Origin of the sequence: Psychrobacter sp. APC 3426 (genome assembly GCF_030408035.1) — a bacterium.
GTDB lineage: Bacteria > Pseudomonadota > Gammaproteobacteria > Pseudomonadales > Moraxellaceae > Psychrobacter.
The window spans coordinates 65,768-82,114 of record NZ_JASDCF010000005.1 but is presented as its reverse complement, the minus strand read 5'-3'; the positions used below and the strand labels follow the sequence as shown (position 1 = coordinate 82,114).

Genomic DNA, 16,347 nt, shown 5'->3' with positions numbered 1-16,347 from the left:
TAAGATAGCATTTGATATACTAAGGCAATTTTAAGAATGACAGCCATCGGCAGAATTGTCACGACTTAGATGCTAATGACGCGCAGGCGCTGGTTATTATCATCTAAAAATAACCATAATAAAAGGTAGAGCTATGTTATATGTGTGGTTTGTCATTGCAGGGGCGTTTGCTGGGGTCAGTGCAGGTTTGTTTGGCGTCGGTGGCGGCATGATTATCGTGCCAGCATTGGTATGGATTTTTACTGCGTATCATTTTCCTCCTGAAGTGGTGACCCATTTGGCAGTTGGTACCTCACTTGCGACCATTGTAGTGACTTCTATTAGCTCACTCACGGCGCATAATAAGCGCGGCGGTGTACGCTGGGAAGTATGGCGAAAAATGGCGTTGGGCTTGGTCATCGGTAGCCTCGTTGGCGCGGGTGTTGCTGACATGATTGACGGTAAGGTATTGCAAGCCATCATCGGTGTCGGGGCGTTATTGGTTGCTTTAAAGATGTTGTTCTTTTCTAACAAAGAGCAGCTAGGTAAGCCGTTACCGTCCGCTGGTGTGCAGTTTGGTGCGGGTACAGGGATTGGGATGGCGTCGTCTATCTTCGGAATTGGCGGTGGTAGCTTGACCGTACCATTTTTAAATTGGGCTGGACTACCGATGAAGCAAGCAGTCGGCACTTCAGCTGCTTGTGGCCTGCCGATTGCATTGGCTGGCGCAGCAGGATTTGCATGGTTCGGTCAAGATATGGTCAACCTGCCTGAAGGTACAATAGGCTTTGTACATATTAGTGGGTTTTTATGTATTTCCGTTGTCAGCTTCGCTATGGCAAAAGTCGGTGCCAAGCTTGCCCATGTATTACCTGCGCTAACACTTAAGCGTGCTTTTGGGGTGTTGTTATTATTTGTAGGTGGGCAGTTATTGTTAAGTGGGATTGGGGTGATTTAAGTTATTTCTTATCAATCGCATCCAGCCCCAGACGCATCCACTTTCTTGCTAACTCACTATGGTCGCTGAGCATACTCCAAAGCGCATCTTCACTAAAGATTGAGTACTCTTTACCTGAGTGTTCAATTGGCAGATCCGCTTCACGATCTGTCATCCATTGCGGATTTAGATAGTAGTCTTTTAATTCGTTTTGCAATGCTTCAGCTTTTAAGAACTGCTGTTGCGCCTCAAGCTGTTTACGATGTAGCTCACACCATTCTTCATATTTTTGTTGTAGTTCTTGCGGGTTATATTCTGCCATTTTAATTCTCTTTTTTAGTGATTAATAATTTAGCTTTTGAGCAGTATCATATAATGAATTGAAATAAAACTAGTATATAGATTTGAATGTGCTACTGGTATAAATTTTCCTTGCTTGCTGTGCGACTTCGTCAATCCAGAGGCTACACAAAATTCATCCCAGTAGCACTATATACTTTTTAAAGTGAACATATTATAGCATTCCTCACAAACTCTAAAAACTCGTCACAATTTCAGGTAGAATAGCCGCCTGTTTTCGCTAAGTTTATTGATTATTGATGCGCCTAAAATCTCTAAAGCTGGCAGGTTTTAAATCCTTTGCCAATCCAACGACTTTTACCTTCCGTCATGGTATCACTGCCATTGTCGGGCCGAACGGCTGTGGCAAATCCAACGTGATTGATGCCATTCGCTGGGTGCTGGGTGAGACCTCTGCCAAGCAGTTACGTGGCGGAGCTATGAGTGATGTCATCTTTGCCGGCACGCAAGACAAATCCGCCAAAAGTGTTGCCAGTGTCGAGCTTACTTTTGAGCATACGCAAGATGAACAGACGGGTATTCGCCATGAATTCAATCTCTATCAAGAGCTGTCAGTACGCCGACAGGTAAATAAGGAAGGACGCTCAGACTACTTTATCAATGGCACGCGCTGCCGTCGCCGTGATGTAGTTGATGTGTTCTTGGGAACTGGGCTTGGCGCGCGCAGTTATGCGGTTATCGAACAAGGTATGATTGGGCGAATTGTTGAATCTAGCCCCATGCAGCTGCGAGAGTTTATCGAAGAGGCGGCAGGGGTTTCGCGTTATCAAGCGCGCCGCGAAGAAACGCAAAAAAAGCTAGAGAAAACTAAAGATAATTTAGCACGTCTGCATGATATGCAAAGCGAGCTGATTAGCCAGCAAAAACGGTTATCTAAGCAAGCAGAAAGCGCTCAGCGTTACGAAGAGCTAGCGTTAACACTTGCTGATATCAAGCAGCAACTTGCCATTCAGCAACTGTATCAAGCTAAGCATAACCAGCAGCAGCAAAAAATCGCCCATGAACGTAGCGCTAATGAGGTCGCCACACTACAAGCCAGCTATGAGACTCTAAAAGCCAAACAAGATAAGCTTGCTGCCCATATCAATCAAGAGCAGTGGCTAAAAGATGATGCTCAAAGTGCACATTATCAGCAGCAGCTAAGCTATCAACAAGCTGAGCACCAGCTCAGTGATGCAACGTCGCAGCTCGCCGTCATTGAGCAGCAGCTAGTTAGTTTAGAGCAGCAGCGTGAGCAAGCAGTCGATGAAATTGAGCGCTTAAAAACCGAGCAGGCTGAGCAGCATAATGTGCTAGAAGGCTTGCGCCCACAGCTTAGCGAGTTAACCAATAAACGCGATTCGCATAAACGCAACGAGCAACCATTACAGCGCGCCTACCATGATGCGCAAAATAATCTGTCACGCCTGCAAGATAATGCGCGTGCACTTGAGCAGCAGCAAGCGATTAATAGCCAAGCGCAAAAACGGCATCAGCAAAACTATGATAAATGGCAGCGTCGCCAGCAAAACTGGCAGAGTCTATGGCAGCAACTACAACAGTCACTAGCACCAGCTGCCAATACTGACAGGGCTGATGGTAATGGACAAGAGCAGGCTGATGCGAACAATTTGCAGCGCACATTAGAGACGCAAGTGACTGAGCTAAATAAACAGTTGCAGCAGATTGAGCGTCAACAAGATAGCGTTGATGAACGACTGTCTAAACTACAACCGCAAGCCCATGATTTACAACAACGCTTGAACATGCAGCAACGCGAGTTGAGCGAGGATGAAAAACGTCACGCAGTTTTAGCAGGTGAGTACGATACTCTACATCAGATATTACATCCTAAACCCATGCCAAAGTCGCAACAGTCTGCTAATGTAAAAACTGATTTAGAAAATGAAATAGCCAACGACTATAATGACTTAGCTATCACCACCTTACGTGAGCAGATTGAGTTAAGCGCGAAAGGTCAGCAGCACGCAGAGTTACTCGATAGCGTAATGGCGTTATGGCTCGATAGTCATGTGCTGGTTTCTAACCAAACTAGCAGTGAAAAGATTAATGATGACTCTCAAACAGCCGATAGCTTATGGCAAGCGCTTGAGCATGACTTAACGCATTTGTTTACTTATCAGACTGCACAAAATGAGCGTAGTAATAGAGAAGAGAGTTCTTCAATAGAAACAGGCCATAGCCTGTGGCTATCTGCTAAGCAAAGTGAGGTTAAAGATAATTTATTTGTTAGCGAATTGCCTGACAGTTTGACTGATACAGTACTGTCTTTATCAGAGCTGATTACTGCACCTAACTTAGCGCTTTGGCAGCAATGTTATTTATATGTCGCACAATCTGACGCTACTAATAAGCAGACACTTGAAGCGCTCGCTGATATTCTGAAAATATTACCATCATCAGCAATTCTGCTAACCTCGGACGGCTGGATTATCAGTTGTCAGGGTACGATTAATCTCAGTAAGTTTATTGGTGCGCAAGATGGTCAAAACGATAGCAATAGTCAATTCTTAAGCCAGCGTTTACAGCAGCGCAGCCGTCTACAAGCGTTAGAAGATTTGCTTGATGAGTTTGAAACCAAAATACAAGAGCAGCAAAAGACTATCGCTAATAACCAGCGTAACTACGATGCGTTAACGATCAGCTTAGAAGAAACTCGCGCTCAAGCGGAGCAATTAACCCGCGATAAGCATCAATACCAGCAGCAGCTTACCACTCAGCGCGCCAACGCTGAACGTCTACAAGCAGACAGCCAGCGTCTAAATGCTGACAAAGAAGCCCTTGAGCAAGAGCAACAAGAGCTTGAGCAAGAGTTGCAAGCCCTCAATCATGAGCAACAGCGTATTCAAAGTGAGATAGCGGCGCTGACTCCACAAATAGCGGATGCTCGGACATTGAGTCAGCAGTTGCAGTCCGAACGTAGTGAGCTTACCCGCACACGTCAGGCAGATGATGACGCTTGGCAAGCATTGCAACTTGGTATTCAACAAAGCGAGATGCGTTTAGAGCATAGCGTTAGTAGTCTTGCCCGTGCGAGTGAGCAACATGGTAAGTCACTACAAAACGAGCGAAGTCTAAAGGTGCGTCATGAGCAGCAGCAAAACAAACTGCCAGCACTGCAAGCAGCATTGCACACAGCGCAGACAGCACGCGATGAACAGCAGACAGTATTGGCAGAACGTGAGACGACATTAACGGCTCTCAAAGAGGAATATAGTCAGCAGCAGATAGAGGTAGATACGCTACAACAGTCATTGCAGACTCAGCAAAGCAAGCTTGCACATCACGCTACCGAGCTGGCATTAAGCGCGGCACGTCTAGAAGATGCCAGTACTCATACGCAAGAGGCTTTAGAAGCTTACTATGGCATTAGGCATAGATATAAAACTGATAAAGAGTTACCACAGCAACCGATTAGTGTCTCAAATTTATTAGCGGACTTTATCGCCCATGATCGCCGTGTACGCCCAGAAAAAATAGCTGAGCTTGAGAGTGAGCATGCTAAGCTTGACCAGCAGTTAAGTAAAATTGGCGCGGTCAATCTTGCCGCGGTGGCAGAACTGGCTGAGGTCAATGAGCGTTTAGAACCGCTGGCGCAGCAGACAGAAGATATTGCTGCCAGTATGGAGACGTTAACGGAGGCGATTGCCTCGATTGATGAGACTACCAAAACGCTATTTATGCAGACGCTTGAGGCGGTCAATAGCGAGCTTGCCAATTTATTTGCCAAAGTCTTTGGTGGCGGGCAAGCAAGCTTAACCCTCAATACTGACGATATGCCTGCTAATGCGCCAAAATCAGAACAGTGGCGGGCAGGGCTGACTTTAATGGCACAACCAAAGGGCAAACGTAATAGTCGCCTTGCTGTACTTTCCGGTGGTGAGAAAACCTTGACCGCGCTAAGTTTAATTTTTGCGATATTTAAGCAGCATCCTGCACCGTTTTGTGTGCTTGATGAAGTCGATGCGCCGCTTGATGATGCCAACGTTGCTCGCTTTACCAGTTTGATTCATGAGTTAGCAGACGACTTGCAGTTTATTTTTATCAGCCATAATAAGCTGACGATGCAGATTGCCGATGAGCTTAAGGGTATTACGATGCCGAACGCAGGCATTTCTACTTTGGTCAGTGTCTCACTCGATGAGGCGGCAAGCTATATTGATAGTTAACAAAAGTGATTGAGATTATGGCATGTAAATAACGAACAATGATAGCGAATGATGATGTTAACGTTGATATAACAACATTTATGCTGATAACTGCGATAATAAATAGCACACTATAAACGGCTACTATATGGTGACGATAACCGTTAGCCATGCTAGACTATTGCCATTTGTAGCCTCTTATGTATTCCCTTTTGTCATATATTAGGATGTATTTCTCATGACCGCTATTCAGTTTGTATTGATTGCCATTGCTGCATTTATTGTGCTTGCAGGCCTGTTTATGGTCATTCGTAGCTTTAAGCGTCGCAACACTGCTGAGACTGCTGCGGTCAATTATGATAAGAACGGTATTCCAATCATACCGCGCCACGAGCGAAATATCGTTGATCAGCCAGACTTGGACGATACGGTCGCAGGCGAAACGAGCATTGCTCCCGATCGCAGCTATTTGGATGCTGTCGTTGAAGAAGAGCCATTAACTCAAACGCATACCAATGTTAATACACAGCTCAGCGCTGGGCAGGACAACATCAGTCACGATGATAATGACATGATGGATGATACAGATTATGCACGTTGGCAAGATGAGCAATTGCGTAGTGATAACGCTGAGTTTGTCGAAACTGCTGGGCAACTGAATATCGAGCAAGAGCCTGATGCGTTCTCTACTCTGGTATCAGCGACTGACAATTTGATGCCGTCGATTGATATGGCAGAAGAGCCAAGCTTTAATGACAATAGCCCGATTCTTGATCAGCATCTGTCAGAGCCAGTCGATGAAGCGCAAAACGGTCCACTCATCAACGCCAAAGACAACATCAATATCACTATTTTGCCACACCAATATCGTGATCGCCCAACTGCCATTATTCGCGGTCGTGACTTGTTGGCATTGATTGATAAGTACGGTTTGCGTTATGGCGCGATGAATATGTTCCATCGTTATGAGCAAAAAGACGGCACCGGTATGCTGTGGTTTAGCATGATGGGTATCACTGACAGTGGTATCGCACCTTTTGATCCGCACAGTGTAGCGACCAATACTTATAACGGGCTGGTGGTGTTCTTATCTTTGCCGCATCCGCAAGCATTGCGCAGTTTCGACAGCATGATGAGTATTGCTTATATGATGGCAAGTGATTTAGATGCCATTATGCTTGATGAAGAAAACGAACCAATCACCCCTGAATACAAGCAGCAGCTGCGCAACCAAGTGCGTGACTATGAAGGGTAAAAGCTATAAAAGCTAAGCGCTATGAAGGGTAAGTTCTATAAAGGTTAGGTTAGAGTTTTGAATAATAGCTGATTAATATCAACCGTAGTGCAACCATTAAAAGTAGTAAAAAAGGCAAATAGCGATTGACGTTATTTGCCTTTTTTGGTTTTCTATTTTCGTTGTTCATCGTCTTGATTTCCATAAAAGGATATCCGAGCCTCCTACAAACTTGTTATTATATCGGCATCTTGAATCGCAAAAAAAAGACGCCGACTATGACTGACTCTCGCTTATCAAATAATTCTAAAAATGCTTCTACTCAATTAAAAAGCGCTCAATCAACGACTGACGATACGCCTTATACAACTGACAACAATACAGAGATTGTCACCCAGATGCGCTCGCTTATTGATGCCATCAAGAAACACAATTACGCCTATTATGTGCTTGACAATCCTGTCTTAGAAGACAGCGAATACGATCAATTGCGTCGCGCTTTGCTTGAGCTTGAAGAAGAATATCCAGATTTGGTCCAGCCGGACAGCCCTATCAATCAAGTCGGTGATATGCCGTTATCTGCTTTTACCCAAGTCATGCACGATGTGCCGATGCTATCGCTCGGTAACGTCTTTGACTATGATGAATTACATGGCTTTATGCGCCGTGTCAATGACCGTCTTAACGATGCACAAAAAACCCCCGAATACGAGATGGAGTTAAAGCTTGATGGTCTTGCGGTCTCAATAAAATATGCGTATGGCAAATTTGTCCAAGCAGTGACGCGCGGTGATGGGCAAACAGGGGAGGACATCACCCAAAACGCCAAAACCATTCGCAATCTGCCACTGTGGCTTGCAGCAGCTGCTGATATCGAGTTGCTAGAGGTACGTGGTGAGGTGTTAATGCCCAAGGCAGGCTTTGAGCGTCTCAATCGTCTAGCAGAAGAGAAAGAAGAAAAGACCTTTGCCAATCCCCGTAATGCTGCTGCGGGGAGCTTACGTCAGCTTGATCCAAATATTGCCGCCAGTCGTCCACTTGCCTTCTATTGTTATTCAGTCAATCAAGGTCTACCTGAAAATATAAATACTCAATCAGCCGCGCTAGCATGGTTAAAAGACATTGGTTTTACGGTCAGCGCGGTCGAGGTCGTGCAAAATCCACGCGAGGCACAAGCCTATTATGAGTCAGTGATTGAAACGCGTGATGAGCTACCGTTTGAAATTGACGGTATGGTGATTAAGGTTAATAGCTTAGCATTGCAACAGCAGCTTGGGTTTTTATCTCGTGAGCCGCGCTGGGCAACCGCTTATAAGTTTCCTGCTGAAACGGTCATGACACGTCTAAACGATATCGAGTGGCAAGTTGGACGTACCGGACAAATCACCCCAGTCGGTAAGCTTGAGCCTGTAAAAGTCGGCGGCGTCACCGTCAGCAATGTCACCTTGCATAATTTTGGTGAGATTCAGCGCTTAGACGTGCGCGCAGGCGATATGGTCAGCGTCCATCGTGCTGGCGATGTCATCCCCAAAGTTACGCGCGTCTGGCATGATCAGCGTCCAGAAGACTCAGAGCCCGTTAAGCTACCGTCCACTTGTCCAGTATGCGACTCGCCTGTTGTGCTGCCCGAAGACGAAGCCTTGGCGCGTTGTACGGGAGGGTTGTTTTGTCCCGCGCAGCAGCAAGAAGCGCTCATTCACTTTGTCTCACGTCGGGCGATGGATATCGATGGCTTAGGCGAACGTTGGCTCATCAGTTTCTTTGAGCATGGACTCATCAAAACCGTCGCTGATATCTATCAATTGCACAATCATCAAGATCAGATGATTACTTTTGAGAAGTTGGGCGAAAAATCGGTACAAAACATCATCAGCGCTATTGAAGCCAGTAAAAAGACCACCCTAGCCAGATTTATTTATGCGCTGGGCATTCGCGGCGTGGGTGAGACCACCGCGCAGAATTTGGCGCAGCAGTTTGGCGACCTTGATAGCCTGATGGCAGCAGATATCGAAAAACTACTGCAAACACCAGATGTGGGCGCTATCACCGCTGAGCTGGCACATGAGTTTTTCCGCGCACCGCACAATATCGAAGTCATCACTGCATTGCGAGAAGCTGGTGTGCATTGGGATAAAGTTGAGCAAACCGCATCAGCTGACCAGCCGCTAGATGGGCAAACATGGGTCATCACTGGCGCGCTCGATAGCATGGCGCGCGATGAAGCCAAAGCTAAGCTGCAAGCGCTGGGTGCTAAAGTCTCAGGCAGCATTTCTGCAAAAACCACTGCCTTACTTGCAGGCGATAAGGCAGGCTCTAAGCTAACCAAAGCTGAAAAGCTTGGCGTTAAGATAGTGGGTGAGGAAGCGTTTTTGGCATTGCTTAGTGAGTAATAGTTAAAAAATCGGAAGACAAAAGCAAAAAAACATGGCCTCAGTATGGAATCCTTTTATGGGGGAGAAATATGCGGGTCATGGGTAGTCTTTCTTTAATGATTTACTCAGCGCTCGTCCCTCGCGCACAGTTCTCCGGCTGCTTTTGAGCCTCGTATCGACATTGTTTTATACACTCGCGCAATATTAAAATCTTGCACTTATTTGAGTAAGGTGCGCCTAGCTTATCATTTAAGAATTAAATTTTGAGATTTGAATTATTATAAAAAATACCTGAACGTGGAATCAATTGCATAGATAAGTGTTTTAATTTGTCTTTCATGCTTACGTATCAGTACGCGGGGCGCATCCTACAACTACTCTTCAAGAAGCATCTAGCATTCTACTCCGCCACCTTTCCATGCGCCTTTACCTCACTCTTCTTACCATCTGGCTGAATCACGATAGGTAACACCAACCCTTTAGCAAAGTCATCAGACAGCACGTAGTCATAGCGACTGGCAGTGACATCGGGCGTAGTATGAATGATAAGTGTCATATCTTTATCATCAGTCAACTCATGCGACACATAGGTCTCACTCAATTGATCTAATGCTTTTGACAGCGCTTCGTTACTGGCCATACTCACCGTCAGGTTATGCTGAGCCGTGGCACTATCCACCTCGAAATACTCTGCATAATCACGCACATTTTGGCTATCGAGTGCAAATGGATACTGATAATTGGCGCGGTCAGCAGGCTTTTCGCCACTCGCGACCAACGACCAGTCGACGTTATGTGCCGCTGGTGTAGAGGTTTCTATTGTCGTGATATCTTGCTTAGAGGCTGATTCAGAGCTTTGCTCGGCAGTTTCAGTATTGCTGTCGCAGCCAGTTAACGCCCACATACTGGCAGCAGTGATTATCAATATACTCATTAAGAGCTTAACCATCGACGTGTCCTCTTTATTATTGGTCATAAATTTTATATAAGCGCTATTTTGACAGCTTTTGTTATGCTTCTCTAGCATAATGCAGCAAACGTGTGATTGTTATAGAAATAAGGGCGCGCCCTAATATGTATTAAAAATACCCATAAAAAAACAGCCATCTTTCGATGACTGCTCTCGGTTCGCTATTTCTTATTTTGCTTTTATGTCGTTTGAATGCGTAAGGTTAATGACGCAACAACCTCAATCATTATCTACCGATCTGGCAATTTACTTGGTATTCTTTACCGTTTGCCCATTTCGTCGCAAAGATACCTTTGTCACCTTTCATATGCCATGCGTAAACCACTTCTGGGTTTGAATCGTTGACGTAACTTGCCGTATCACCTTTGACGCCGCCATTAAGGATGATTGGCTGGTCAGCCCATTTTAATTTAGGTAGTGTCGCATTGAGCATCACTTGGTTTTTATTGATTGACTGTTTTGCCATGATTTTGCTGTCATCAGTACAGGTATAAGGTGCTGGTGCCATACGGTCGTAGGCGGCATCAGTGACACTTTCAGAGGCAGGCGTGTTGTTTGGCGCCGTAGGCGCAGTAGTCGCACAAGCGCTTAGTAATGCAAGGGCAGGTAAGGCAACAGCAACTTTAGTTAAGGTGTTCATGGTTTTCTCCAAAATAATATATTTTCTAATGTATTTTTTACTATGCAGCAAGCACATAGCGTATATATTAGCGAATACATGGCTTGGATAATGTTAGAAATTGTTTGTTACATGTTCGTTAAGTTACTTAAACACCGACTAATGTAACGCTTAGCTTAAAAGAATGTGTAAGGTAGCTTATTTAAGATAGGGTGAAAAAGGGTGTGGTGAAAAAGGGTGTTAGGAAGTCGATGTATGTAAGAAGACAAAATAAAAAACGCATATCAACTTGGGAGCTGATATACGCTTTTATTGTCTGACTTATATAGGCTGATAAGAGTCAGCCTATATTTTGTGTTATTTAATACAATTTATTAATACTATTTGGTTTTGCGTGGTGGTAGACCAGTATGCTGAGTTTGGAAGTTACCTTTACTCACTCTCTTTTTAGTATTTTTGCTGGCCACATTGTTATTGGCTGAGCCATTGCTACGCTTGACTGAGTCATTACCAAGGCGGCTATTCTTTTTGCGTGCTGATTGATAACTGTCTTGCGCAGCATCGCGACCTTCTAGATGCGCGTTAAATGGTGGAATCAAGCAGCCACGGTTTTTACCAATCAAATCACTGCGTCCCATATCTTGCAGCGCTTTACGCAACAGCACCCAGTTTTTTGGATCATGATAACGCAGAAATGCTTTATGTAATTTACGCTGCTTGCCAGACTTAACGATGTCCATGTCACCCTCACTACGGCTAATCTTATGCAGCGGGTCTTTGTGGGTGTGATACATGGTGGTTGCTGTCGCCATCGGGCTAGGGTAGAATGCCTGAACTTGGTCAGCACGATAGCCATGACTTTTTAGCCAGAGGGCTAAGTTCATCATATCTTCATCCTTGGTGCCCGGATGCGCAGCGATAAAGTAAGGAATCAGATATTGCTCTTTGCCTGCCTCTTGGCTGTACTGCTCAAACATGGCTTTGAATTTATCGTAACTGCCCATGCCAGGCTTCATCATTTTTGACAATACGTTTTCTTCAGAGTGCTCAGGAGCAATCTTTAGATAACCACCGACATGATGGCTGACCAATTCTTTGACATATTCAGGATCTTTTACCGCCAAGTCATAACGCAGACCAGAAGCGATAAGGATTTTCTTCACGCCTTTGATATCGCGTGCTTTACGGTATAACTGAGTCAAATTACTGTGGTCAGTAATCAGGTTTTCACAGACATCAGGGTAGACGCATGACGGCTTGCGGCAGTTTTTCTCAATATTTTCGTCTACACAACTAAGACGATACATGTTTGCCGTTGGCCCACCTAAGTCGGAGATGACGCCAGTGAAAGCTGGGGCAGTATCACGAATCGCTTCGACTTCACGTAGGATAGATTCTTCTGAGCGGTTTTGGATAATGCGGCCTTCGTGCTCAGTAATCGAGCAGAAGGTACAACCACCAAAACAGCCGCGCATGATATTGACCGAAAACTTAATCATGTCATAAGCAGGAATACGTGCATCGCCATAGCTTGGATGTGGCAAGCGTGCATACGGTAAGTCAAAGACGTAATCCATCTCTTCGGTTGAGAGTGGAATCGGTGGTGGATTGAGCCAAACGTCAATCGAGGTGTGTGAATTACCTGCACCGCTGCTATGACGCTGCACCAACGCCCGAGCGTTCCCTGGATTGGTCTCTAAATGCAAGATACGGCTAGCATGAGCATAAAGTACTGGGTCAGATTTTACATGCTCATAATCAGGCAGACGAATCACCGTCTTCTCACGAGCAGGCATTTTTATCTTGTATTTACGCGCTGTTTTAGGCTTGTATTCTTGAACCTCCATACCGCGCATTTGAACGACTTGCGTGTCTTCATCAACTTGGTCGGCGTTAATGACTTTATTGGTGACTGGCTCTGCGACGAAACCCTGATATTGCGCTGATATGCCTGTCATGGCCTGCCCAACGGGTGAGTCGGCCGGCTTTTCTTGCTCAATTTTGCAGCTGTCAACGTCTTCGGTCATCACGTACGGATTGATAATCGGATCGACACGACCAACGGTATCGACATCATTACTGGCGACTTCGGTCATGTCCGCTTGCCAATGGCGACGTGTCGGTGTCAATAGATAAGCCGTACCACGTAATTTACTCATCTGCTCAAAGGTGTAGCCTTTCGACAGACCGTGAACCACATCGACGATGGCACGTTCGGCATTACCATACAATAAAACATCGGCACGGGCATCGAGCAAAATACTGCGGCGAACTTTATCCGACCAATAGTCATAGTGAGCGATACGGCGCAAGCTGCCTTCAATACCGCCTAATATAATCGGCACATCAGGATAGGCTTCACGGCAGCGCTGACTATAAACGATAGCAGCACGGTCAGGACGTTTATTGGCAACGTTACCCGGAGAGTAGGCGTCATCGCTACGAATCTTACGATCAGCAGTGTAGCGGTTAATCATGCTGTCCATGTTGCCCGCAGTCACGCCGTAAGCATAAACCGGTTTGCCAAGCTCCATAAAGGCGTCTTTGCTCTTCCAATCTGGCTGAGCAATGATACCAACCCGAAAGCCTTGTGCCTCCAATAGACGACCGATAATCGCCATGCCGAAGCTTGGATGATCAACATAGGCATCGCCTGAGATGATAATAACATCGCAAGCATCCCAACCAAGTGCGTCCATTTCAGCACGGCTCATGGGTAGATAAGGCGCAGGCTCATAGCAGCTTGCCCAGTGTTTATCGTAATCGTATAAAGGTTTGACGCCTTGTTTAAAGGCGGTGCGGGCGATGGTATCGGCAGACATGAGCGGACCTGTTAATTAGAAAAATGGTACTAAAAATGAGCCGTTATTATTCTTGATTAATAACGGCTTATTTAAAAGCGCTCATTTTAACATGAATCGCACTCATGATGTGATAAAGCAGCTTGGATAAATGTTCGATAAGTTATTGATAGCGTAAGATAATCTAGTATCAAAGCGTACATTGGACAGTCAAATATACGCTTTATTCTAGCCAACCATTAACCTCAAGAATCATTATTGTAGTAACTGAAATGGGAAGGTGACGACATCAAATGCTAGAGCAAAGGGCAGTAAGACCAGCTTTTGCGCGGTATTGGCACCACCACTACGCGACACCTGACTTTGTTCGCTCTGTGTGTAAAAGCTGACCATATAAGGTTTGCTCAACGCGCGGTAATTGGCTTGAATCAGATTTAGATTACTGACTTGCGGATAGATAGCACCTTTGACAAGAACGCTAAAACAAAAACGCTGAGCATTGATACGCAGATCGCTGGCTGACGTGCATTCGCGTCCATTATTTTGTAAAAAGAATTGATAGTCTGAGCGCTGGAACTCATCTTTTAATTTGGCGTAAGAAAGTTTCATTTCGCCCTGAAAATACCCATCATTATTAGGCACAGAAAAACTCATATCGTTATCGACTTGGATATTCTTTGCTGTCAGGTTACTTAATAAACTGACCATTTCTGTCCCGCCTTGGGTCAGCACATAGCTGTTCTTTTCACCAACGATGACCATGGTCGCATTTGGTGTCTTTGGTAATGCCTGCGCAGGACGGCCAAATGCCAATATTTGGTCTTCAGATAAGATGCTTTTCGTCGTTTTGGTGCTGACATAACGGTCGTCATCTAATAATGAGCTGGTGGCGCAACCTGAGCTGGCGAGCACTGCCGCAAGCGCTGCACCTGTTAGCGCTATTTTGATATTTAGTGTGCTTCTTACGTTGAATGACTTTAGACTGACTGGCTTTAATGCTATATCATCGCTTTTTTCTTTATTGATAGGACGGATGTGCTTAGTCATGTGAAGCTTCCTTGTTTACATTGACTATGATTGGAATTTTTTAACTGATACTTATACACTCAAATTCTTTCAAGCTTTAACGACTATCGTACCTTGTTTAATCACTACTTATCTACTGTTAATTAAAACGCTCATTAGCCTTAATTATTACCATCAATCGAGCAAAATCTTGGTGCCACTTTTGGTAAAGTTCATCACAAACTGGCTTTTAAAGCTGCGCACATTATTCTCGTAAGTCAGCAAATTACGCGTGAATTCATGATAGTCATTCATATTTTTGGCGTTGACCATAAGCATAAAATCCGCATCCCCCGACACTTCAAAGCAGCTCATCACTCGCGGCTGATCGTGCATCAAGCGCTCAAATCGATGCTGCATCGAGGTGTTTGAGCGCGACATCTCTATCATTACTACCGCCGTCAGCCCATAACCTACCTTGTTCGGGTTAACGATAGCGACTTGTTTGGTAATCACGCCGTTATCCATTAAGGCTTGGATGCGGCGCTGGGCAGTAGCAATAGAGACATGTACCCGCTCTGCGACGGCCTTCAATGGCAATGTCGCATCGTTCTGTAGCAGATTCAAAATGGCTTTATCAGTATCATCTAATATTTCACTCATCGGCTTGGCTCTCGTTAAAAGTATTATCACTATAAATTGAAAATTGATAAATAATACAGTTTTAGAGCATTTATTCGATAAATAAATTCAAAATTCTATTTATATAGAGATAATATCCCATAGCACCTTAGTAAAATAGTCGGCAACAAACAGAGCTCATCAATGAAAATAATAGCTGAACGCTCGAACGTCTATTCAAATTTACGGTGCTTACTATGTCTATCTCAATGCTATCTAACGTATTCGCGAACACACTCATAACCACTGTTTCGCGCTTGCCATTGCCTACGATGTGGACAGCGGGCAGCATTCAGCAACGTACCTTAATAATGGGTGTGGCACTGGCCGTATTATCAAACATTTTATTTGGCGTGCTTTATGCGTATAGCAGTTTTTTGGCACCGTTATCAGGCACGCAAGTCTTTATCTGGCGGATGTTGGCGATGTGGGCAGCCTTGGTAGGGTATTTAGTGATTAGTGGAGGCTTAGGCTTACATATAGATAAGTTAAAAGCGCTACGAGGTATGAAGCAGTGGGCGTGGTTATTATTGCCAACGTCGATATTTCTCAGTCAGTTTTGGCTATTTATGTGGGCGCCGGTTAATGGGCAAGGTGTGCAAACCGCGATGGGTTATTTTTTATTTCCACTCATGATGGTGGTGTTTGGCTGCGTCCTGTTTGGCGAAAAATTAAGCCGTTTACAGTGGTTGGCAGTTGCCTTTGCTGCGGTAGGCGTGGGCAGTGAGATTGTACGAACTCAAAGCGTTTCTTGGGCGACGCTATGGGTGTGCGGTACTTATCCCGTCTATTACATTTTACGTCGCATGCAAGGTATTGGCGCGATTACAGGCTTGTTGGTTGATTTGACCATCTTTGCGCCTTTTGCGGTAGCCTATTTATTGTTATTCGCGCCGAGTAGTTTAGAGTTGGTTAGCAGTTCTGGCTTCTTTATCATGATGCTGACAGGGTTGGGCATACTTAGTGTGCTCGCGATGAAAACCAACGTCGATGCCAGCCAGATGTTACCAGTAAACGTCTATGGCATGATGAGTTATACAGAGCCAGCGCTATTATTTATTTTAGCCGTCACCGTATTAGGCAATCCATTTGAATCAGCGATGATTTATAGCTATGGTTTAATTTGGTTAGGCATTGTGTTTTTGATTATCCATGGCGTTAGACAGTTGCGTCAGGCAAATAAAGAAACTAAGGCTTCGTTAATCGTCAAATCTGTATAAATAACTTTGAGTGAAGCTGAC

The 16,347-nt window shown here is 44.9% G+C and carries 11 protein-coding genes; 5 read left to right on the top strand and 6 right to left on the bottom strand.

Translation table 11 applies throughout. The annotated features are described in order from the left end of the window. Positions 1-133 precede the first annotated feature (133 nt). Positions 134-937, top strand: a complete 804-nt coding sequence (locus tag QL919_RS04975) for a sulfite exporter TauE/SafE family protein (protein WP_290188471.1) — start codon at positions 134-136, stop codon at positions 935-937. A 1-nt stretch (position 938) separates the two neighbouring features. Here the strand turns inward: QL919_RS04975 and QL919_RS04970 are convergent, their stop codons facing one another. Then, positions 939-1,238: a DUF4298 domain-containing protein gene (locus QL919_RS04970; protein ID WP_290188470.1), complete on the bottom strand. Its 300-nt coding sequence runs from the start codon at positions 1,236-1,238 to the stop codon at positions 939-941. Between the two features lie 277 nt (positions 1,239-1,515). Between QL919_RS04970 and QL919_RS04965 the strand changes: the two genes are divergently transcribed. The 3 genes from QL919_RS04965 (at position 1,516) to ligA (ending at position 9,048) form a co-directional block, all read left to right on the top strand. Then, positions 1,516-5,445: an AAA family ATPase gene (locus QL919_RS04965; RefSeq protein ID WP_290188469.1), complete on the top strand. Its 3,930-nt coding sequence runs from the start codon at positions 1,516-1,518 to the stop codon at positions 5,443-5,445. A 217-nt stretch (positions 5,446-5,662) separates the two neighbouring features. Beyond that, on the top strand, positions 5,663-6,679 hold the full coding sequence (locus QL919_RS04960; RefSeq protein WP_290188468.1) for a cell division protein ZipA C-terminal FtsZ-binding domain-containing protein: 1,017 nt from the start codon (positions 5,663-5,665) through the stop codon (positions 6,677-6,679). A gap of 257 nt (positions 6,680-6,936) precedes the next feature. After that, the gene (gene ligA, locus QL919_RS04955) at positions 6,937-9,048 is read left to right on the top strand and encodes an NAD-dependent DNA ligase LigA (RefSeq protein ID WP_290188467.1); all 2,112 of its coding nucleotides are present in this window, start codon (positions 6,937-6,939) and stop codon (positions 9,046-9,048) included. A 382-nt stretch (positions 9,049-9,430) separates the two neighbouring features. Here ligA and QL919_RS04950 read toward each other — a convergent pair whose 3' ends face one another. The 5 genes from QL919_RS04950 to QL919_RS04930 all read right to left on the bottom strand — a co-directional run bounded on the left by QL919_RS04950 (position 9,431) and on the right by QL919_RS04930 (position 15,088). Then, positions 9,431-9,964, bottom strand: coding sequence for a hypothetical protein (locus tag QL919_RS04950; protein WP_290188466.1), 534 nt, complete (start codon positions 9,962-9,964; stop codon positions 9,431-9,433). 262 nt (positions 9,965-10,226) lie between these two features. Beyond that, entirely contained in the window at positions 10,227-10,640 is a 414-nt protein-coding gene (locus QL919_RS04945; RefSeq protein WP_290188465.1) for a hypothetical protein, read from the bottom strand. Between the two features lie 359 nt (positions 10,641-10,999). After that, the gene (locus QL919_RS04940) at positions 11,000-13,441 is read right to left on the bottom strand and encodes a YgiQ family radical SAM protein (RefSeq protein ID WP_290188464.1); all 2,442 of its coding nucleotides are present in this window, start codon (positions 13,439-13,441) and stop codon (positions 11,000-11,002) included. 234 nt (positions 13,442-13,675) lie between these two features. After that, a complete protein-coding gene (locus QL919_RS04935) occupies positions 13,676-14,467 on the bottom strand; it encodes a hypothetical protein (RefSeq protein ID WP_290188463.1) in 792 nt (263 codons plus the stop codon). Positions 14,468-14,620: 153 nt separating this feature from the next. Further along, a complete protein-coding gene (locus tag QL919_RS04930; RefSeq protein ID WP_290188462.1) occupies positions 14,621-15,088 on the bottom strand; it encodes an Lrp/AsnC family transcriptional regulator in 468 nt (155 codons plus the stop codon). 215 nt (positions 15,089-15,303) lie between these two features. Here QL919_RS04930 and rarD point away from each other — a divergent pair, with 215 nt between their 5' ends. Further along, the gene (gene rarD / locus QL919_RS04925; RefSeq protein WP_290188461.1) at positions 15,304-16,326 is read left to right on the top strand and encodes an EamA family transporter RarD; all 1,023 of its coding nucleotides are present in this window, start codon (positions 15,304-15,306) and stop codon (positions 16,324-16,326) included. Positions 16,327-16,347: the final 21 nt, after the last annotated feature.